This is a genomic window from Arthrobacter zhaoxinii, from assembly GCF_024385505.1.
GTDB classification, from domain to species: domain Bacteria; phylum Actinomycetota; class Actinomycetes; order Actinomycetales; family Micrococcaceae; genus Arthrobacter_B; species Arthrobacter_B zhaoxinii.
This window is the reverse complement of sequence record NZ_JANFLT010000005.1, coordinates 714,348-733,576: the sequence shown is the minus strand read 5'-3', so window position 1 is coordinate 733,576 and position 19,229 is coordinate 714,348. Positions and strand designations below refer to the sequence as shown.

The window sequence follows — 19,229 nt, the reverse complement described above, 5'->3', positions numbered from 1 at the left end:
AATCTGCCGGCCGCCGGCATTTCTGGAGCTCTGAAAGTAATGTCGCTACCGCTGTTCTGGTTCATTGTGATTGCCTTCCTATGGGTCGGGTACCTGTTCCTGGAGGGCTTCGACCTGGGCGTGGGCATGCTCATGAAGCTCATGGCCCGCAACGAGAAGGACCGCCGGGTGCTGCTCAACACCATCGGCCCGGTCTGGGACGGCAATGAAGTCTGGTTGATCACCGTGGGTGCAATGACTTTCGCAGCCTTCCCGATGTGGTACGCCTCGTTGTTCTCCGCCCTGTATATCCCGCTGGTCTTTGTGCTGATGGGACTCATCTTCAGGGCCGTCTCCATCGAATACCGCGGCAAGCATGACAGCGACAGGTGGCGAAACCGCTGGGACTGGGCCCATGCCCTCGGCGCGTTCACGGCCGCCTTCGGCGTCGGAGCCGCGCTCGGCCTGACCACCACCGGCCTGCCGCTGAACGAGAACGGCGACCGCGTGGGCGGAGCCTTTGCCTGGCTCACCCCGTACGCGGTGCTGGGCGGCCTGGCCGTAGTGGCCTTCTGCCTGATCCACGCCTGCGCGTTCCTGATGCTCAAGACCGACGGTGAGATCCGTGAGCGCGCCAAGCGCATCGTGACGCGCTGGCTGCCCGTGGGCATCCTGCCCCTGGCGGCATGGGCCATCATTGTGCAGTTCATGAACGGCAAGGTGGAGACCCTGCCCCTGCTCGTGATTGCCGTGGTCGGAGCCGTCCTTGCATGGATCTACGCACGCCGGGACCGTGACGGCCTGAGCTTCATCAGCCTCGGCGTCTTCCTGGTGGCCGGCGCGGCGACGATCTTCGCCTCCATATACCCGGTGGTGCTGCCCTCCACGCTGGATGCCGCCTGGAACCTTACGGTGGAAAACGCTTCCGCATCGCCCTACGCCCTGAAGGTCATGAGCTGGGTGGCCCTGTTCGGCCTGCCGGTTGTGGTGCTGTACCAGGGCTGGACCTACTGGGTGTTCCGTAAGCGGGTCACCACCGAGGCCATTCCTGCCCCCCACAGTTTCAAGAACCAGTGAAACCGGTACTGCCCGTCAGCGCCACCAGCCGCCGGGCGCTGTACCTCCTGGGGCTGCTTGCCGCCGTCAAGGCTGCGGGGCTCGTCCTGCTGGCCGACGCCGTGGCACACGGCATCGCCGGGCTGGCCGCCGGCGGCCCGGACTGGAACCGGGTGTTCCTCCTCGGGGTTGCCGGCGCCGTGCTGCGTTCCGTGGCCGCGTGGGGCCAGGACAGCGTGGCCCAGCGCGCCGCCGCCGGGGTGAAGGACGAACTGCGCCGGCAGCTGGCTGAACGCGTCCTGGCTGACGGGGGCACGGTCCCGGGGATGGGCAGCGGTGCGCTGAGCGTGCTGCTGACCCGCGGCCTGGACGGGCTGGACAACTACTACTCCAAGTACCTTCCCGCCCTGGTGACCTGCGCCGTCGTTCCCCTGCTGGTGGGAGCCCGGATCCTTGCCGCGGACTGGGTCAGCGCCGTCACGATTGTGCTGACCGTTCCCCTTATCCCGGTCTTTATGATCCTGATCGGCCTCCACACCGAGGACAAGACCGCGGCGGCGGTGGACGCATTGAACCGGTTGTCGGACAACATGCTGGAGCTGGCCAAGGGGCTACCCGTGCTGGTGGGCCTGGGCCGGGCCCGCGCCCAGACCCGGGCGCTGCGCGACGTGGCCGACCGCTACCGCGTCACCACGCTGGCGACCCTGCGGGTGGCCTTTATGTCCTCGCTTGCCCTGGAACTGATCGCCACCATCTCGGTGGCCCTGGTCGCCGTCTTCATCGGTGTCCGCCTGGTGCACGGCGGCATGCCGCTTGAACTCGGTCTGCTTGCCCTGATCCTCGCGCCCGAGTGCTACCAGCCGCTGCGCGATCTGGGCACCGCGCACCACGCCAGCGAGGACGGCCTCGAAGCACTGAACCGGACCAACGCGGTGCTGGACGCCCCGGAGGCCCGGCCCCTGACAGCCGGCGCATCGGGCCCGCTTCCCGCCGCAGCGCTGACGGTCCGGGACCTGACCATCGCCTACGAGGGCCGGCCGCACCCGGCCGTGGAGAACCTCAGCTTCGCCGTGCCCGCAGGTACCATCGCCGCCCTCACCGGCCCCAGCGGGGCAGGGAAGACGTCCGTGCTGGAAGCCCTGGCCGGGCTGCGCCGGAACGGCGGAGACACCCGGCTGACCGGGACCGTCGACGGGATCACCCGCACCACGCAGGCCTGGATTCCGCAGCACCCCGTGCTCGTCGAGGACACCGTTGCAGAGGAGATCGCACTCTACGCGGGCTTCCCCGTCGCCGATGCCGCCGACGGACACCCTGCCGCAGACAGCGACAGCAACAACAGGGACACCACAGGCCGGGCGGCCGCCCGCGCCGCTCTGGAACAGATCAACGCCGGACACCTCCTCGACGCCGCCACCGCGGACCTGAGCCCCGGCGAGCAGCGCCGGGTCGCCGTGGCCCGTGCCCTGGCCCGCATCGAAGCACATCCCGAGGTCCGGGTCCTGCTGGCGGACGAACCCACCGCGCACCTGGACGCGCACAGCGCCTCCGCTGTCCGTGCAGCCCTTCGGGCACTGCGCGGCCGGACCACCGTTCTGCTGGTGGCCCACGATGCCGAAACCGCGGCCATTGCCGACGTCATGATCCCCGTCGATCCGGAAGCTTCCGGGGCAGCGACCCTGCGCCGAAGCCAGGGCAGGCACACCTTGCCCGCCGCCGCAGCAGACGTCGATCCGTCCGCCCCGCACCTTGCGGCCGGTGCCGGCGCGGCCCCTGGATCCACCGGGGCGGCCGCAGCTTCCGGCCCCGCCGCCGCGGAGGCCTCCGCGGAGCCCGCTCCCCGTGAACCGCTCTGGAAGAACCTCCTGGTGCTGAAGCCGTGGAGCAGGCAGTTCGTCCTGGCCCTGGTGCTGGGCACCGGTGCCACCATGTTCGCCGTCGCGCTCACGGCCCTGTCCGCGTGGCTGATCGTGCGGGCGGCGGAGCAGCCGCCGATCCTCTACCTGCTCATGGCGATTGTCGGCGTGCGGTTCTTCGGCATCGGCCGGGCACTGCTGCGTTACCTCGAGCGCCTCTCCCTGCACGACGCCGTCTTCCGGGCCACCAACACGCTGCGGGTGCGGCTCTGGAACGGACTGCTGCAGCGCCCCGAAGGCTGGCGCCGGGTGGCGCGGGGCTCGGGAGCCCTGGAGCGCCTGGTGGGTGATGTGGACGAGCTGCGGGACATTGCTCCCCGCGTGGTCTTCGCACCCCTGACCGGACTGCTGACCGCGGCCGGCGCCTGCCTGGTCACCTGGCTGCTGGTACCGGAAGGCTTCGCCGTACAGGTGGCGCTGACCGTGGTGGGCATGGTGGTTGCCCCGCTGCTGGCCCTGTTCGCCGACGCCGCCGCACGCGCCGCCACCGTGAACCTGCAGGCCCGGTCCATGTCCTCGATGGCGCGCCTCCTTTCCGCGGCCACCGATCTGGAAGCCAACTCGAGCTCCGCCCCGGTGCTGGCCCGGCAGCAGCAATACGAAGCCGCCGCTGCCCGGGCGGTCCGGCGCAGCGCCTGGGCCCAGGGCGCAGCCAACGCGCTCACTGCCCTGGCCTGCTCCCTGGCAGCCGTCTACATGATCCGCGCCGCACAGGACGCACCGGCCACCGTGGCCGCCGTCGTCGTCCTGGTCCAGCTTGCCCTGATTGAACCCTTTGTGGCGGTCAACGGATCCATCCAGCAGTTCACCGCCTGGCGGGCCCTGGGGGACAAGGTCCTGCCGGACCTGGGCACCGAGGACATCGACGCCGACACGACCGGGGAGGACACCGCGGCCCGTCGCAGCTTCGGGGCAGTCCGCACCCTCGAACTGAACGACATCCGCTACCGCTACCCCGGGGCGGCGGAAGACGTCCTGACCGGGGTGGACCTGCGCCTCTCGGCAGGGGAGTGGGTGGCCGTCACCGGCCCGTCCGGCAGCGGCAAATCCACACTGCTCGGCGTGCTGCTGGGCTTCCTGCCGCCCCGCAGCGGTTCCTACCGAATCAACGGCGTTCCCGCGGGGTCGGTGCCGCCGGCGGCCCGGCGGATGGCGTGGTGCCCGCAGGAAGCGCACCTCTTCGACTCCACCCTGCGCGGCAACCTGCTGCTGGCCCGCGACCGCGCCCTCGCCCCGACGGAGGCGGAAATGATCGGTTCCCTGCGTGCCGTCGGCCTAGGATCGGTCTTCGATACGCTCCCGGACGGACTCGATACACCCATCGGTGCCGGCGGGCATTTCCTCTCCGGCGGCCAGCGCCAGCGGCTTGCCGTGGCCCGTGCGCTGCTGGCGGAGGCCGACGTCGTCCTCCTGGACGAACCGACCGCCCACCTGGATGCGGCAGCCGGCGCGCAGCTGATGGCAGACCTGAAATCGGGGCTGCAGGGCAAGGCGGTTGTGGTGGTTACGCATAATCAAGCCGATGCCGCCTGGTGTGAACGGGAGGTCTCACTGGGGGCGGTACTTCTGTCCTAGGGTGGATGGATGCAGACGCCATCCCCACCCCTGTTCCCCGGGCCGGAAACCGGCCTCCGCTGGCGGTCCATCGGCGCTGACGACGTGGACGCCTGGTACGCGCTGATCCGCCGGATGGCGGAGGCGGACAGGCCCGGATGGGTGGAGGACCGCAGGGACCTCGAGCAGGCACTGGAGACCACGTCCGGCAACCCCGCCCTGGACACCCTGATCGGGCTGGACAAGACCGGGGCCGCGCGGGCCTACGGCCGGATTGCGCTGAACCCCGGCTCCGAGACCGGTTCAGGGTTCGGCGGCGTGGACCCGCAGTGGCGCCGGCGCGGCATCGGCGCACAGGTGTACCGCTGGCAGGAAACCCGGCTGCGCCAGCGCCTGCTCACCGAACACAGGAAGCACGGGGTGCTGCGCACCTACGCCGAGGAATCCAATGCCTCCCAGGTGGCACTGCTGCAGTCCGAGGGTGCCGTCGTGGTCCGGTACTTCACCGAAATGAGCCGGCCGCTGGCAGGGGAACTTCCCGACGCCCAGCTGCCGGAGGGAATGGAGTTCCGGACCTTCAACGAGGAAATCTCCGACGCCGTGCGCCGGGCGCACAACGAGGCATTTCGGGACCACTGGGGGAGCGAGCCGCGCAACAAGGAACGCTGGGGATTCACCGTCGACCATCCGCAGTTCCGGCCGAAGTGGAGCTTCGCCGTGGTGGACACCGGTTCCGGGGAAGTGGCCGCCTACCAGCTGGCCAGCTTTGATCCGGAAAGCAAGGACATCCACGGGTACAAAGAGGGCTACACCATGCTCCTCGGGGTGCGGCGGGAGTGGCGCGGAAGGAAACTGGCGCCGGCCATGCTGCGGGAGGCAATGCGCCGCTTCCGGAACGGCGGCATGGATAACGCCGGCCTCGGCGTCGACACGGAGAACCCGTCGGGTGCCCTGGGCCTGTACGAAAGCCTGGGCTATCGGCCCACGCACCGGGAAGTGGTCTTCGACAAAACCGTGCTGTAGGACCGGCGGCTACAAGGCCGGGGAAGCGGCAGCGTCCGCGGCCGTGAGGATCCAGATGGCCTCCGCCGCGGGCAGGCCGAGGTCCAGCGTGCGCCCGCCGGCCTCGATGGTGATGGTGCCCGCATAGGGCTGGCGCTGCACCACCGACACCATGGTGTCCAGGTGCAGGCCCAGCCCGGCGATGTAGCGGAGCAGTTCCGGCTCGTTGTCGGAAACGCGGGCCACCTGCCCGCGGGTGCCCGGTTCGCAGCGGCTCAGCCGCTTTGCATCCAGCGCGGGGTAGCTCCCGTCGCGGGCCGGGATCGGATCCCCGTGCGGGTCGCGTACCGGGTGGCCCAGGCGGGCAGCCAGGGCATCCACCATCTTGTCCGACACGGCATGCTCGAGGTGCTCCGCTTCGTCATGCACCTCGTCCCACCGGTAGCCCAGGTACTCCACCAGGAACGTTTCAATCAGGCGGTGGCGGCGGACCATGCCCACGGCGGCCAGCTCGCCCGCCTCCGTCAGCGCAATCGATCCGTACCGCGCATGCGTCAGCAGGCCCTGGCCGGTCAGCTTCTTGACCGCCTCGGACACCGACGACGGCGAAAAGCCCATGTGCATGGACAGTGCGGACACCGTCAACGGCTCATCCGTCCACTCCTGCGCGGTCCAAATGACCTTCAGGTAATCCTGGCTTGCTGTCGAGAGTTCGCTGTGCACCACGGGCTCCACCTTACTGGAACCGCCCCGCCCGCTCCCGGAAAGATACCCCCAGGGGGTACTTGACGCATACCCCAAGGGGGTATAACTTCGGAGGTGTCGAGATTGGAGCACCCCATGGAAGCAACCACTGACGGCATCTCCGGAACCCTGGAGAACCACGAAGGCCCGCACGGATACACCTCGGACAAAGAAGCCTATCTGCGGCGGCTGCGCAGGATTGAAGGACAGGTGCGGGGCATTGCCCGCATGGTCGAGGAAGATCAATACTGCATCGACATCCTCACCCAGGTCGCAGCCATCAACAAGGCACTGCATGCAGTGAGCCTTGGGCTGGTCCAGGACCACATGTCGCACTGCGTCGTCGGAGCTGCACAGGAAGCCGAGCGCACCGGCAACCCGGAGATTGTCTCCGCGAAGATCCAGGAAGCCACAGACGCCATCGGCAGGCTGCTGCGCTAGCACGCAGACCCCATTCATCAACAGGAAGAAGAGCACCATGGAAACCACCACACTGAACATTTCCGGAATGACCTGCGGACACTGTGTCGCCTCGGTGACTGAGGAACTCGAAGCACTCGACGGCGTCGACGAGGTTTCGGTCGACCTGAACGCCGGCGGCATCTCCACGGCAACCGTCACCGCGAACCGAAGCCTGACCCCCGCAGAACTGGTCGAGGCAGTGGCCGAAGCCGGGTACTCGGTGGTGAACGCCGAAGCATAGCCGGCGCACTCAGCCGCGCACCCCCGGGATCCAGCAGAAGGGAATCATCATGGACACTCGTGAACAAGAAGTATCCAGGGCAGTTGAGCTCGACATCCAGGGTATGACGTGTGCTTCCTGCGTGGCCCGGGTGGAGCGGAAGCTTGGAAAGATCGAGGGAGTAGAGGCGTCCGTCAACCTGCCGCTGGAAAGCGCCCGGGTCACGGTGCCGGCATCGGTGACGGACCAGCAGATTGTCGACGCCGTGAATGCTGCCGGTTACAGCGCCCGGCTGAAAACCCGGCACGCTGCCCGGTCTTCCGCCCACGGGGGGCACGCCGCCTCGGCAACCGGAGCGGACACCCGGGATGAAACGCCGGCGGAGCACGGCGCGGGGCACATGTCCGGTGGCGACGACATGTCGCACGAAAACCACATGTCGCACGGCGGAACCGCCGCCCAGCTGCGGCCGCGGCTGATCCTCGCAGCGCTGCTCAGCGTTCCGGTCCTGCTCATTTCCATGGTCCCTGCCCTGGCCTTTCCGAACTGGGGATGGGTGGTGGCGCTGCCGGCCCTGCCCGTCGTGACCTGGTCCGCGTGGCCGTTCCACCGGGCCGCGGCAATCAATGCCCGGCACCTTGCCTCCACCATGGACACCCTGGTCTCCATCGGCGTCGCAGCGGCCTACCTGTTCTCGCTGGGCCAGCTGGTGGTCAGTCCCGGTCTCACTGCCGATCCGGGCATGGGGTCCGAGCCGCACCTGTACTTCGAGGTGGCTGCCGTCGTGGTCACCTTCCTGCTGCTGGGCCGCTACCTGGAGGCCAACGCCAAAACCCAGGCGGCCGATGCACTGAAAGCCCTGCTGAACCTGGGTGCGAAGGACGCCACGGTGCTGCGGGACGGGCAGGAAGTCCGGATCCCGGCGGACCGGCTGGAAGTCGGCGACGTATTTGTTGTCCGTCCCGGGGAAAAGATTCCTGCGGACGGCGTCGTCGTCGAGGGACGCTCCGCAGTGGACGCCTCGCTGATCACCGGAGAGTCCCTGCCGGTGGAAGTGGACGTGGACAGCACCGTCACCGGCGCCACCATCAACACCTCCGGCCGCCTGCTGGTCCGGGCCACCCGCGTGGGCAGTGAAACGACGCTGGCGCAGATGGGGCGGCTCGTCAGCGAGGCCCAGTCCTCCAAGGCACCCATCGCCCGGCTCGCGGACCGCATCAGCGCCGTCTTCGTCCCCGTGGTGCTTGGGATCGCCGTCCTGACCTTCGTCCTGTGGCTGGTCCTCACCGGCGACCTGCAGGCCGCCTTTACCGCCGCCGTCGCGGTGCTCGTGATCGCCTGCCCCTGCGCCCTCGGCCTCGCCACCCCGGTGGGCCTGCTGACCGGGACCGGCCGCGGCGCGCAGCTCGGCATTCTCATCAAGGGCGCCCAGGTCCTCGAGGACACCCGCACGGTGGACACCATCGTGCTGGACAAGACCGGCACCATCACCTCAGGCCGGCTGTCCGTGGCCCGGATCCGCCTGCTGGACAGCGCTCCCTCCGGCCTCACCGCAGACGGCCTGCTGCGCCTGGCAGGCTCCGTAGAGGACGCCGGCGAACATCCGATTGCCCGGGCCGTCGCCGCGTCCGCCCGCTCCGGCCCCGGCACCGCGCAGGTCACCGATTTCGATTCCGCCCCGGGCGGGGGAGTCCGGGGCACTGTGGACGGGCAGCGCATTGTGGCCGGCCGTCCGGCTTGGCTGGACGAGAACGGCATCGACCTGCCCGATGCCGCCTATGCAGCACTGCGCGAGGAACAGGACGCCGGAGCCACCGCCGTCTTCGTGGCGGTCGATGGCCGGACCGCGGGAATCATCAGTCTGCAGGACACCGTCAAGGAGGGATCTGCCGCTGCCGTTGCACGGTTCCGCCGCCTGGGTCTGCACCCGGTGCTGCTGACCGGTGACAACGCGGTGGTGGCAGCCCAGGTTGCCGAACAGGTGGGAATCCCCGGCGAGGACGTGCTGGCCGACGTCCGTCCCGAGGGCAAGGTCGACGCCGTCCGCCGCCTCCAGGCGCAGGGACGCACGGTGGCCATGGCAGGGGACGGCGTGAACGACGCCGCGGCACTCGCCCAGGCCGATCTCGGGATCGCCATGGGATCGGGCACCGACGTCGCCATGGAAGCAGCGGACCTGACCGTGATGGGCAGCAGCCTGGAGCAGGTGGCCACCGCCGTCGAGCTCTCCCGGCGGACGCTGCGGACTATCAAGACCAACCTGTTTTGGGCGTTCTTCTACAACGCCGTGGGCATCCCGGTGGCTGCCTTCGGACTGCTGAACCCGATGATCGCCGGAGCCGCCATGGCGGCCAGTTCGGTGCTGGTGGTCGGCAATTCGCTGCGGCTGCGCAGCTTCGGCAAGTAGGAAACCCGGCAGGCAGACAAGAAAAAACGGGCCGGTCCGCGGAGCATTCAGCTCCCCGGACCGGCCCGTTGCCGTTGTTACAGGCGACGGCCTACTGCCGATGGCCTAGCCCTGGCTGGGGCCGACGGCGTCCACCGCATTGGTCAGCGGGACGCCGGATCCGTCCCGGCGCCCGTGCTCCGTAGGCAGCGCCCGGGCCACGCCGTTGGCGGCGGAGGCCTTCGCGGGTCCGTGGCCGGCCCATGCAACCGACAGCGAATCCTCGCCCTTCAGGAAGCGGTGTGCACGGACTCCGGCCGTTGCCCGTCCCTTCGCCGGATACTCGGCAAAGGGCGTGACCTTGACCGACCCGCCGGGGGTTCCCGGCAGTGCCTCGGTGGTGGAGGACACCGTGACGACGACGGCGTCCGGATCCTCCGCGGCCACAACGCCGAAGAACACTACGGCGTCGTCAGCGGCCAGCTTGATCCCGGCCACGCCGCCGGCGGTGCGGCCCTGGGCACGGACGGTGGAGGCAGGGAAGTGCAGCAGCTGCGCGGACCGGGTGATGAACACCAGTTCATCGGTTTCGTCGGCAGCCACTGCCGCACCGACAACCTCGTCCTTGGGCTTGAGCGTGATGGCTTCCCAGTCGTCGCGGTTCAGCGGGTAATCCGGGTTGACCCGCTTCACCACGCCGTTGCGGGTGCCGATGGCCACCACGGAGTTCAGGGGGACGAGCCCCACGAGCTTCTCGCCCTTGCCCAGGGTCATGAAGTCCTTCACCGGAACACCGCCGGCGAGGTTGGGCAGCCCGGCCGTCGGGGGCAGCGCGGGCAGGTCCAGGACGGAGATCCGGATCATCCGCCCGGAGGAGGTCAGCGCCCCGATCTCGCCGCGGGCAGTAGTGCCGACCACCGAACGGAACACGTCATGGCGCACCCGCTGCCCGCCCTCGGTCAGCGGCTCCCGGTCCGAGGTCCTGGCCACCTGGCCGGACGCGGACAGGATGGCCCAGCAGGGGTCGTCCGGAATCTCCAGCGGCAGCACCGCCTTGGCGCCCTTGCCCGGAGCACCCGCAGCAGCCGTCACTGCGGCGCCCTTCAGGGGAGCGGCAGCCTCCGATTCGAGCAGCGCGGTACGCCGCGGCGTCGCATACTTTGCCGCCACTTCACCCAGCTCTTCCGAGACCAGGGACCGCAGCCGCTCCTCGGATCCCAGGATCGCTTCGAGTTCCTCGATGGCCCTGCGCAGCTCGTCCTGCTCCTTCTCGAGTTCGATCCTCGAGTACTTCGTCAGCTGCCGCAGGCGCAGTTCCAGGATGTGGCTGGCCTGGACTTCAGTCAGGTCATACACCGCCATCAGCCGTTCCCGGGCCTGCGCGGTTTCATCCGAGGAACGGATGATCTGGATGACTTCGTCAATGTCGACAATGGCAATGAGGAGGCCCTCGACCAGGTGCAGCCGGTCCTTCTTCCGGCCCAGCCGGTAGGCGGTGCGGCGGCGGACCACGCCGAGACGGTGGGCAACGTAGACCTGCAGCAGCTCCACCAGGCCCAGGGTCCGGGGCTGGCCGTCCACGAGGGTCACATTGTTGATGCCGAAGGAATCCTCCATGGGCGTGAACTTGTACAGCTGGGCCAGCACGGCGTTCGGGTTGAACCCGTTCTTCAGCTCGATCACCAGCCGCAGGCCGTGGCTGCGGTCGGTCAGGTCCACAATGTCGGAGATGCCCTGCAGCTTCTTGGACGTGACGGCGTCCTTGATTTTTTCAATGACCTTTTCCGGGCCGACCATGTAGGGCAGTTCGGTGACCACCAGGCCGGTGCGGCGGGCGGTAAGCTGCTCCACCTCCACCTTGGCCCGTGTCTTGAAGGAGCCGCGGCCGGAGGCATACGCGTCGCGGATGCCGTCCAGACCCACAATGCGTCCCCCGGTGGGCAGGTCCGGGCCGGGAATGAACCGCATCAGCTCGTCCAGGGACGCGTCCGGGTTGGCGATCAGGTGCTGGGTGGCTGCGATGACCTCACCCAGGTTGTGCGGTGCCATGTTGGTGGCCATACCCACGGCAATACCCGTGGCACCGTTGACCAGCAGGTTGGGGAAGGCTGCCGGCAGCACTTCGGGCTGCTGGAGCTGGTTGTCGTAGTTGGGAACGAAGTCCACGACGTCTTCGTCCAGGTGGTCCGTCATGGTCAGGGCAGGTGCGGCCAGCCGGGCCTCGGTGTACCGGGCGGCGGCCGGGCCGTCGTCGAGCGAACCGAAGTTGCCGTGGCCGTCAATCAGCGGCAGCCGCAGCGCCCAGTCCTGCGCCATGCGCACCATGGCGTCGTAGATGGCCGTGTCTCCGTGCGGATGCAGCTTGCCCATCACCTCGCCCACCACGCGGGCGGACTTCACATGCCCGCGGTCCGGACGCAGGCCCATGTCGGACATCATGTACAGGATGCGCCGCTGGACAGGCTTGAGGCCGTCGCGCGCATCGGGAAGGGCACGCGAATAAATCACCGAGTAGGCGTACTCGAGGAAGGAACCTTCCATCTCGGTGGTGACATCGATATCGATGATGTTCTCGGCGATCTTTTCGCCGGGGACTGATTTGGAGACGGGTTGGCGCCGGGCCATGCTGTGTCGAATCCTTGCAGTGTTAGGGGACAGAGAGCCCGTGCCGTAGACGGTCGCCGCGGTGCGGATCAACACGGTACGGAGCGGGTGGATGACTAGGGGGAAGATTGCCCACTACTCTGATTCTATGGTGGAGCAGGGACATTACCCCGAATATTGGGAAGCCGACGTCGTGTTGCGGGACGGAGGGACCGGCCATTTACGGCCCGTGTCCCCCGCGGATGCGGACGCGCTGCAGGCGTTCCACATGCGCCAGTCGCAGAGCTCCATCTACCTGCGGTTCTTCACCTACAAGGCGAAGCTCAGCAACAAGGAGCTCGAGCGCTTCACCAACGTGGATTACCGGGACCGGGTGGCGTTTGTCATCACCATCGGCGACGAGATCATCGGCATCGGCCGCTATGACCGCCTCGACGATCCCACCGAGGCCGAAGTGGCCTTCAACATTGCCGACGGACACCAGGGCCGCGGCCTGGGATCCATCCTGCTGGAACACCTTGCCGCCGCCGCCCGGGAGAACGGGATCCGCCGGTTCTCGGCAGAGGTCCTGCCGGAGAACCGCAAAATGATCGGGGTCTTCGCCGACGCCGGATACGAGGTGAGCCGGCACTTCGACGACGGCGTGATCGCCCTGGACTTCAATATCGACCCCACGGAAAAATCACTGGCGGTCATGGAGGCCCGCGAGCACCGCGCCGAGGCCCGCAGTGTCGCGGACCTGCTCGCACCGTCGTCGATCGCCGTCATCGGAGCCAGCCGGGAATGGGGTTCGGTGGGCTACCAGCTGCTGGAGCACATCATCGAGGGCGGCTTCAAGGGCTCTGTGTACGCCATCAACCCGGAAGCCTTCGAACTCGCCGGAATGATTTCCTACGCCCGGATCGCCGAAGTGCCGGAACCGGTCCAGCTGGCCGTCATCGCCGTCCCGTACGACCAGGTCCTGGCAGTGGCGGACGAGTGCGCCGCCGCAGGAGTGAAGGCCCTGCTCGTGGTCACCGCCGGTTTCGGTCCCAAGGGACCGGAGGGGCTGGCGCAGCAGCGCGCCCTGGTCCGCCGGGCACGTGCCCACGGCATGCGGGTGGTCGGCCCGGCGTCCCTGGGCCTGATCAACACCCGGCCGGAGGTGTCCCTGAACGCTTCCATGGCACCGGCCCTGCCTCGCCGCGGGGGACTGGGACTGTTCAGCCAGTCCGCCGCCATCGGCGTGCTGCTCTACGCCACCGCCCAGCGCCGGGACCTGGGACTGTCCTCCACCATCTCCGCGGGCAACCGTGCGGACGTCTCCGGCAATGACGCCATGCAGTACTGGGAGGACGACGCCGATACGCGCGTTGTGGCGATGTACCTTGAGTCGGTGGGGAACCCGCGCAAGTTCTCCCGCCTGGCCCGCCGGCTGGCACGGACCAAGCCCGTGATCGTCGCCAAGTCGGATGTCACCGGCCTCCAGCTGCCGCCGGGCCACGCCGTCCGGACCACGCAGGCGCCTCCGGGCGCCCTGGACGCGATGCTGCGCCAGTCCGGCGTCATCCGGGTCAGCACCAACGAGCAGCTGATCGACGTGGCGCAGATCGCGGTCAGCCAGCCGCTGCCGCGCGGCCGCCGCGTCGCCGTGTTCAGCAATTCGGCGGCCCTGGGCCGGGTCCTGGCGGATGCGTGCACCGGCCTGGACCTGGAGATCACCCGGCTCGAGACCGAACTGGCCCTGGACACCGGGATGAGCGTGGCCCTGCCGCAGCTGCGCCGGACGGTCACCGAGGTGCTGTCCGACGACGCCGTGGACGCCGGCGTCGTCGCCATCCTGCCGGCGCCGGGGCTGAAGACGGAAGCGATAGCCGCCGTCCTGGCCGAGTGCGTGCAGGCCACCGGCAAGCCCCTGGTCGCTGCGTTTACCGGGATCCTGGACCCGAGTGCGCACGTGGAAGGACTGCTCGCGGCGGATCCGGGCGTCCCCGGCGAGGGACTGCCGTGCTTCAGCAGCCCCGGAGCTGCGGTCGCCGCCCTGGCATCGGTGGTGCGCTACACCGAGTGGGCGAACCGGGACCACGGCAGTTTCGTGGAACCGGCCGGCGTCGACACCGGGGGAGCGGCGGCCTACATCGATACACTGATGGACTCGGTTCAGGGAGATGCCCTGACCCGGCTGGACCCCGGTCAGACGGCCCGGCTCCTGGAGTTCTACGGCATCTCGGTGCTGCCCGCCGTCGGCTTCGCCACTCCGGACGAAGCCGTTGCCGCCGCCGAACAGCTTGGCTGGCCGGTTGCGGTCAAGACCCGTGAAGGGCACCTGCGGCACCGCCTTGACCTGGGCGGAGTACGGCTGAACATCTCCACACCGGAGGCGCTGCGGACCACCGTGGAGCAGATGCGCCAGGCCCTGCGCCGCTACGGGGAATTCGACATGGAAGTCCAGTCCATGGCCGCCAGCGGGCAGGGCTGCCGCATCCGGGCCATCGAGGATCCGCTGCTGGGGCCGGTGGTCTCCTTCGGGCTGGCCGGCGATGCCACCAGCCTGCTGGACGACTGGGCGCACGGCGTTCCCCCGCTGACGGACCGCGACATTGCCGATCTGGTCCGGACGCCCCGTGCCGCGGCGAAGCTGTTCGGCTACCAGGGGCTGCCGGAAGCGGATATCGCGGCGCTGGAGGACCTGATGGCCCGGCTGGCCGTCCTGAAGGACGAGCATCCGCAGATCGCCCTGATCGAAATCAACCCGGTCCTGGTCTCTGCCGACGGCATCACCGTGCTGAGTGCGGACGTCCGGCTGGGCAACCCGCAGCGGCGCACCGACAGCGCCCGGCGGGCAATGCGGGACTGATCTTTTCCACCACCCGCGCGCCATTTAGGCAGGAAGGGCTGATCTGGGGGAAACTGGAACCATGTCGCCGTTACTTTCCGCTGAACGCCGCAGCCTTGACGCATCCATGGAACGGGCAGGCTTCTACCCGACGCTTCTGGCCGACGTGGTCCACGATGCCCTCGACGGCCGCGAACCGCTTTCCCATTTGATCCACCTGGAAACGCACTTTGAGCGTACCGAGGTGCACCGCCACATCACGGTTCTGGTGCTGACCGAGGACATGCTGGTCATCACCCACGTGGACGACCAGCAGCTGGACGACGCCGGTGAGCAGATGATGGCGCAGGTTTCCACCGAATCGGTCCCGGTGACGCAGATCCGCTCCGTGGTGCTGGGCTACATGTATGCCCAGCCGCAGAACTACAAGCCGTCCGACCCGGTGCGGGAAATGACCCTTGCCATCGCCTGGTCAGGCGGCCAGCGGCTGGACATGGGTCCGGCCGGCTGCGCAGACCCGCAGTGCGATGCGGACCACGGCTACACCGGCACCATCGCGCAGGAAGACATTGTGCTCCGGGTCAGCGCCGAAGCCGACGGCGCGCAGGCGGTCCAGAACGCCAAGGCCTTCGCCCGCGCGCTGCGCAAGGTCAACACCGATACCACTGCAGTTCCGCGCCCGCTCGACGGCGGCGATGCGCGCCAGCGCATGCCCGGCATCGGGGGCCGCTTCAACCGCGCCCACCCGCAGCGCTAGAACCGTGGCTTCGATCCCTGCTGTCCCTGACCTCCTGCCCGCAGCACCGGCCTACGGAACCCGTTCCGTAGCGGACGTGCTCTCCAGCGCCGCCGCTGTGCTGGGTGTCCCGGGCTACGAGAACCGGCTGGACCTGCCCGCCGCCCGACGCGTTGTTGTGGTCATGGTGGACGGGCTGGGCCTGTCCCTGCTTCGGAAACGCGGCGGGCATGCGCCGTTCCTGAAGGGGTTCCTTCCGGCCGCCCGCAGCCTCAGTGCTTCCTTCCCCACCACCACTGTGGCGTCGCTGGCGTCCCTCGGCACGGGGCTTCCACCCGGGCGGCACGGTCTGGTGGGATATGACGTCCTGGATCCGCAGCAGGACAAAGTGGTCAACATGCTCGGGTCCTGGGATCCCGGCGTCGACCCGCTCCGGTGGCAGCCCTATCCCACCGTCCTCGAAAAGGCCGCAGAGCACATCCCGGTCACCACGGTCAGCCTGCCGCGCTTCGCCGACTCAGCCCTGACCCGTGCCGCGCTCCGGGGAGGAACGTTCATCCCGGCGTCCGGGGTCCACGCCCGGGTTTCCGCAGCCGTCGACGCCCTGGCCGGGGCGGACCGGATGCTGATGTACCTCTACTGGAATGAGCTGGACAAAGCAGGGCACCGGTACGGTGCAGCATCCCCGGAGTGGGGCAACGAGCTGGAAGAGCTCGACAGTGCCCTGAAACGGCTGGTGGCCCGAGTGCCGTCCGGCACCCTGGTGGTTTTGACTGCAGATCACGGCATGGTGGATGTTCCGGTGTCGCAGCGGTTCGACTTCAGTACCCGGCCGGAACTGATCGACGGCGTCCGGCACACGGCGGGGGAGCCGCGCATGGTTCATCTGTACCTGGAGCCGGAGGCAGGCGAAGCCGCGCTGGCCGGCCTCAAAGCTGCCTGGCAGGCCGCCTACGGCACCCGGGCCTGGGTATTCACCCGGGACGAAGCAGTGCGTGCCGGCTACTTCGGTCCGGAGGTGGATGCCGCCGTCCTGCCGCGCATCGGGAACCTGATGGTCGCCGCGCGGGAGCCGATTGCCCTGTTCGACGGCCGCCGGGCACCCGCGTCGGCTATGGAGGTCACCGGCCAGCACGGATCCCTCACCAAGGCGGAATGCGAGGTTCCGCTCCTGGTCCTCGCCCGGCCCGAAACACGCAAAGCCAAGTCCTCGACGGCGCAGGGCGGAAAGTAGCCATGGCGGAACTGGTCTTTTTCTCAGGCACCATGGACTGTGGCAAGTCCACGCTCGCGCTCCAGATGGATTACAACCACAGCGCCCGCGGACGCGGCGGCATCCTGTTCAGCCGCAATGACCGGGCGGGGGAATCCATGATTTCCAGCCGCCTCGGCCTGCAGACTCCGGCCGTCGAGGTGCGCGACGACACCGACTTCTGGGCGGAGGTGCTGCGCTGCCGGGAGTCCGGCAACGTGGACTACGTCATCTGCGACGAGGCGCAGTTCTACAGCGCGCAGCAGGTGGAGCAGCTCGCCTGCATTGTGGACGAGATGGACATTGACGTGTTTGCCTTCGGCATCACCTCCGACTTCAGGACCCGGCTCTTCCCCGGATCCCAACGGCTCGTGGAGCTGGCGGACCGCATGGAAGTCCTCCAGGTCCGGGCCCTGTGCTGGTGCGGTCGGCGGGCCACGCACAACGCGCGCACCGTTGACGGCGTGATGGTGACGGAAGGGGACCAGGTGGTGGTGGGCGACGTCGAGTCCCGCACTCCGGCTCCGGCCGCCGCCGCGGACACGGAGCGGGCCGTGTTTGAAGACGAGCCGCTGTTTGAGGACCGGCCGTTGTTCGATGATCAGCCGCTGTTCGACGCCGGCGATCTCCTGCCGGCCAAGGAGCCGGGTTCTTCGTCCGGCACTTCGGCCGGATCCGGCCCCGTCATCGGTTATGAAACGCTGTGCCGACGGCACTACATGCGCCGGGTAACCGCGCAGCAGGGTGCCGCCCACGCAGAGACCGGGCAGTCGCCGTCGTTGTGCTCCGTAGAGTCCCGGCCGGAAACCTTCGGAGCCTAGCCGGCAACGCCTTCAGCGGCGATGAGGAAGCCCGCAGTCTCCAGCCACCTAGTCGCCCTTGGTCCCGAAGACAATCTCGTCCCAGGAAGGAACCGAGGAACGCTTCGGCTTGATACGCCGTTCCTGGGCGGCGTCATCCTTGCCCTTATCCGCGTCGGATTCCTGCTGGCCCTTGCCGCCGTTGGGCAGTCGGTCCCACGGGAAATCACGTCCGGCATTCTTGCGGCCGGACGGTTCGGCGGGCGCGGGAGCCGGTGATTCCTCCGGGACAGTCTCGTCCGCCTCCGCGGGCGGGGTCGCCGCGGCCTCTTCGGTATCGATCGCTGCGGGTTCCTCAGCGCGGGCTGCGCGCCGGCGGAAGGGCCGTGCCAGGACGCTGATTTCCCGCGTCTGGGTCACGCTGCCGGGAAGGGCTACGGGATCAACCGGATCGTCGGAGTCAGCTGAATCGACGGACGGCGCCAGGGTCAGGCGGCCGGTACGCGGGCTTCTGCCGTTGCTGTCCTCGTCCTCGGCGTCGGGGCTGCCGTCGCGGGGGTGTGCTGCGGGGATGCTGCCCTTGGAGAGCAGGGCCGCGAGGGCGTCGTCGCCGTCTTCATCGCTGCCCAGCCGCTGGCCGCGGCGCGACTTGAGGACTTCGAGGATGTTGTCGGTATCGTCCGGAGACGGGCTGCCTTCGGCTTCAAAATCGAAGACCCGGTCCGCGACGGCTGACAGGCGGCGGGTGGGCACGGGCGTATCCAGGGGTTCCAGCTCACTGAGGACCTGCGCCCAGCGGTTGGTGTTGGTGACACTCTTGCGCAGCGGGCTGAAGATCCAGCGGGCCGGGGGTTCTTCACCGATGGCGACGCGGGACTTTTCCGTGAGTGCGAAACGTGCGACAACTTCCCAGGTGCCGTCGGGGCGGCGCCAGGCGTCCCACTCGACGGAATCGGGGTCGACGCCGAAGGAACGCAGCCGGTGGAGCACCATGTCTCCGAGGTTGACCGGGTTTTCGCCGAAGGCACTGCGGTACCCGTCGTGGGTGGCGGACATCGGCGCAGCGACTTCCACGCCCTGTGCCTGCCGTGCAACATACTCACGTTCGGCGAGGACGGGACCCTCATAGCGGTGGATGTGGGCAAGGTCGAGGCCGGATAGTTCGGCAACCTCTTCGGCGCTGGCACCGGAACGGATCCGTGCCTGGATATCCCGCGGGGACATGCTGGTGCCGGCCGAGGGAGCGGCCTGCGGTGCGGACCGGTGCGGACGTGATGCCGCCACCCGGAGGGCTTCATCAATCCGGAGACGGAAGGTTTCCCCGCCCTTGCCGCTTAACAGCAGATGTTCGCCACCTTCCTGGACACCCACCAGCCGTAGATCCTGCATCAAAAAGTCCTCCACCCGATAGCAATTCCTTCTTGACACAATGCCATCCCCGGCGGCGAAAACCTAAGCTTTGCCCGGGTGTGGCGCTTTTGGGACGGGCCGCGGAACGCCGGTCCGGCACCCGGGTACGTGTCCCGGGGCGGTGCCGGTTCGCTTTTTGGCGGCATGTGGGTAAAAATCTCTGCCTTACGGGCACAAAACAGGTATCCGTGGCGTTGATATCTCAGAGCACCGACTCGGGCCGGACAGCCGGTCCGGCCCCCGGGCTCAGGCAGCAGCGAACACCACTCAACCGAACGGCGAGATAAGACACT

General features: G+C 68.4%; 13 protein-coding genes. 10 read left to right on the top strand and 3 right to left on the bottom strand.

The genetic code is table 11. The annotated features are described in order from the left end of the window. Nucleotides 1–39: 39 nt before the first annotated feature. The 3 genes from cydB to NNX37_RS10855 are packed head-to-tail and all read left to right on the top strand — an operon-like array spanning nucleotide 40 to nucleotide 5,528. Nucleotides 40–1,056 (top strand): cytochrome d ubiquinol oxidase subunit II, encoded by a 1,017-nt coding sequence (gene cydB, locus NNX37_RS10865; protein WP_255792663.1) that lies wholly within the window; start codon nucleotides 40–42, stop codon nucleotides 1,054–1,056. Beyond that, complete coding sequence (gene cydD, locus NNX37_RS10860) at nucleotides 1,053–4,526, top strand: thiol reductant ABC exporter subunit CydD (protein ID WP_255792661.1); 3,474 nt, start codon at nucleotides 1,053–1,055, stop codon at nucleotides 4,524–4,526. The genes cydB and cydD overlap by 4 nt, the downstream gene beginning before the upstream one ends. 9 nt (nucleotides 4,527–4,535) lie before the next feature. Next, a complete protein-coding gene (locus tag NNX37_RS10855) occupies nucleotides 4,536–5,528 on the top strand; it encodes a GNAT family N-acetyltransferase (protein ID WP_255792660.1) in 993 nt (330 codons plus the stop codon). 9 nt (nucleotides 5,529–5,537) lie between these two features. On the opposite strand, the gene NNX37_RS10850 is transcribed toward NNX37_RS10855, so the two are convergent. Continuing rightward, nucleotides 5,538–6,233: a metal-dependent transcriptional regulator gene (locus NNX37_RS10850; RefSeq protein ID WP_255792659.1), complete on the bottom strand. Its 696-nt coding sequence runs from the start codon at nucleotides 6,231–6,233 to the stop codon at nucleotides 5,538–5,540. 114 nt (nucleotides 6,234–6,347) lie between these two features. Here NNX37_RS10850 and NNX37_RS10845 point away from each other — a divergent pair, with 114 nt between their 5' ends. From NNX37_RS10845 to NNX37_RS10835, 3 genes are read left to right on the top strand one after another with little or no spacing between them, the layout of a single operon-like run. Further along, on the top strand, nucleotides 6,348–6,692 hold the full coding sequence (locus tag NNX37_RS10845) for a metal-sensitive transcriptional regulator (RefSeq protein ID WP_255792658.1): 345 nt from the start codon (nucleotides 6,348–6,350) through the stop codon (nucleotides 6,690–6,692). A gap of 37 nt (nucleotides 6,693–6,729) precedes the next feature. After that, nucleotides 6,730–6,954 (top strand): heavy-metal-associated domain-containing protein, encoded by a 225-nt coding sequence (locus NNX37_RS10840; protein WP_255792657.1) that lies wholly within the window; start codon nucleotides 6,730–6,732, stop codon nucleotides 6,952–6,954. Nucleotides 6,955–7,003: 49 nt separating this feature from the next. Next, nucleotides 7,004–9,340, top strand: coding sequence for a heavy metal translocating P-type ATPase (locus NNX37_RS10835; RefSeq protein WP_255792655.1), 2,337 nt, complete (start codon nucleotides 7,004–7,006; stop codon nucleotides 9,338–9,340). A 105-nt stretch (nucleotides 9,341–9,445) separates the two neighbouring features. Here NNX37_RS10835 and NNX37_RS10830 read toward each other — a convergent pair whose 3' ends face one another. After that, nucleotides 9,446–11,944 (bottom strand): DNA gyrase/topoisomerase IV subunit A, encoded by a 2,499-nt coding sequence (locus NNX37_RS10830; protein WP_255792654.1) that lies wholly within the window; start codon nucleotides 11,942–11,944, stop codon nucleotides 9,446–9,448. A gap of 127 nt (nucleotides 11,945–12,071) precedes the next feature. Here NNX37_RS10830 and NNX37_RS10825 point away from each other — a divergent pair, with 127 nt between their 5' ends. From NNX37_RS10825 to NNX37_RS10810, 4 genes are all read left to right on the top strand, one after another. Next, on the top strand, nucleotides 12,072–14,759 hold the full coding sequence (locus NNX37_RS10825) for a bifunctional acetate--CoA ligase family protein/GNAT family N-acetyltransferase (protein ID WP_255792653.1): 2,688 nt from the start codon (nucleotides 12,072–12,074) through the stop codon (nucleotides 14,757–14,759). A gap of 61 nt (nucleotides 14,760–14,820) precedes the next feature. Further along, nucleotides 14,821–15,495: a DUF5998 family protein gene (locus tag NNX37_RS10820; protein WP_255792652.1), complete on the top strand. Its 675-nt coding sequence runs from the start codon at nucleotides 14,821–14,823 to the stop codon at nucleotides 15,493–15,495. Next, on the top strand, nucleotides 15,434–16,708 hold the full coding sequence (locus NNX37_RS10815; RefSeq protein WP_255792650.1) for an alkaline phosphatase family protein: 1,275 nt from the start codon (nucleotides 15,434–15,436) through the stop codon (nucleotides 16,706–16,708). Before NNX37_RS10820 ends, NNX37_RS10815 begins: the two co-directional genes overlap by 62 nt. Nucleotides 16,709–16,710: 2 nt before the next feature. After that, entirely contained in the window at nucleotides 16,711–17,547 is an 837-nt protein-coding gene (locus tag NNX37_RS10810) for a thymidine kinase (protein WP_255792649.1), read from the top strand. Between the two features lie 48 nt (nucleotides 17,548–17,595). Here NNX37_RS10810 and sepH read toward each other — a convergent pair whose 3' ends face one another. Beyond that, on the bottom strand, nucleotides 17,596–18,915 hold the full coding sequence (gene sepH, locus NNX37_RS10805; RefSeq protein WP_255792648.1) for a septation protein SepH: 1,320 nt from the start codon (nucleotides 18,913–18,915) through the stop codon (nucleotides 17,596–17,598). Nucleotides 18,916–19,229 lie beyond the last annotated feature (314 nt).

What these genes read in the sequence shown, in the direction of transcription:
- cydB (WP_255792663.1), top strand. Translation starts at nt 40, where the DNA reads ATGTCGCTACCGCTGTTCTGGTTCATTGTGATTGCCTTCCTATGGGTC.
- NNX37_RS10810 (WP_255792649.1), top strand. Translation starts at nt 16,711, where the DNA reads ATGGCGGAACTGGTCTTTTTCTCAGGCACCATGGACTGTGGCAAGTCC.
- NNX37_RS10840 (WP_255792657.1), top strand. Translation starts at nt 6,730, where the DNA reads ATGGAAACCACCACACTGAACATTTCCGGAATGACCTGCGGACACTGT.
- NNX37_RS10855 (WP_255792660.1), top strand. Translation starts at nt 4,536, where the DNA reads ATGCAGACGCCATCCCCACCCCTGTTCCCCGGGCCGGAAACCGGCCTC.
- NNX37_RS10835 (WP_255792655.1), top strand. Translation starts at nt 7,004, where the DNA reads ATGGACACTCGTGAACAAGAAGTATCCAGGGCAGTTGAGCTCGACATC.
- NNX37_RS10815 (WP_255792650.1), top strand. Translation starts at nt 15,434, where the DNA reads ATGCGCGCCAGCGCATGCCCGGCATCGGGGGCCGCTTCAACCGCGCCC.
- NNX37_RS10830 (WP_255792654.1), bottom strand. Translation starts at nt 11,944, where the DNA reads ATGGCCCGGCGCCAACCCGTCTCCAAATCAGTCCCCGGCGAAAAGATC.
- NNX37_RS10820 (WP_255792652.1), top strand. Translation starts at nt 14,821, where the DNA reads ATGTCGCCGTTACTTTCCGCTGAACGCCGCAGCCTTGACGCATCCATG.
- NNX37_RS10825 (WP_255792653.1), top strand. Translation starts at nt 12,072, where the DNA reads ATGGTGGAGCAGGGACATTACCCCGAATATTGGGAAGCCGACGTCGTG.
- NNX37_RS10845 (WP_255792658.1), top strand. Translation starts at nt 6,348, where the DNA reads ATGGAAGCAACCACTGACGGCATCTCCGGAACCCTGGAGAACCACGAA.
- sepH (WP_255792648.1), bottom strand. Translation starts at nt 18,915, where the DNA reads ATGCAGGATCTACGGCTGGTGGGTGTCCAGGAAGGTGGCGAACATCTG.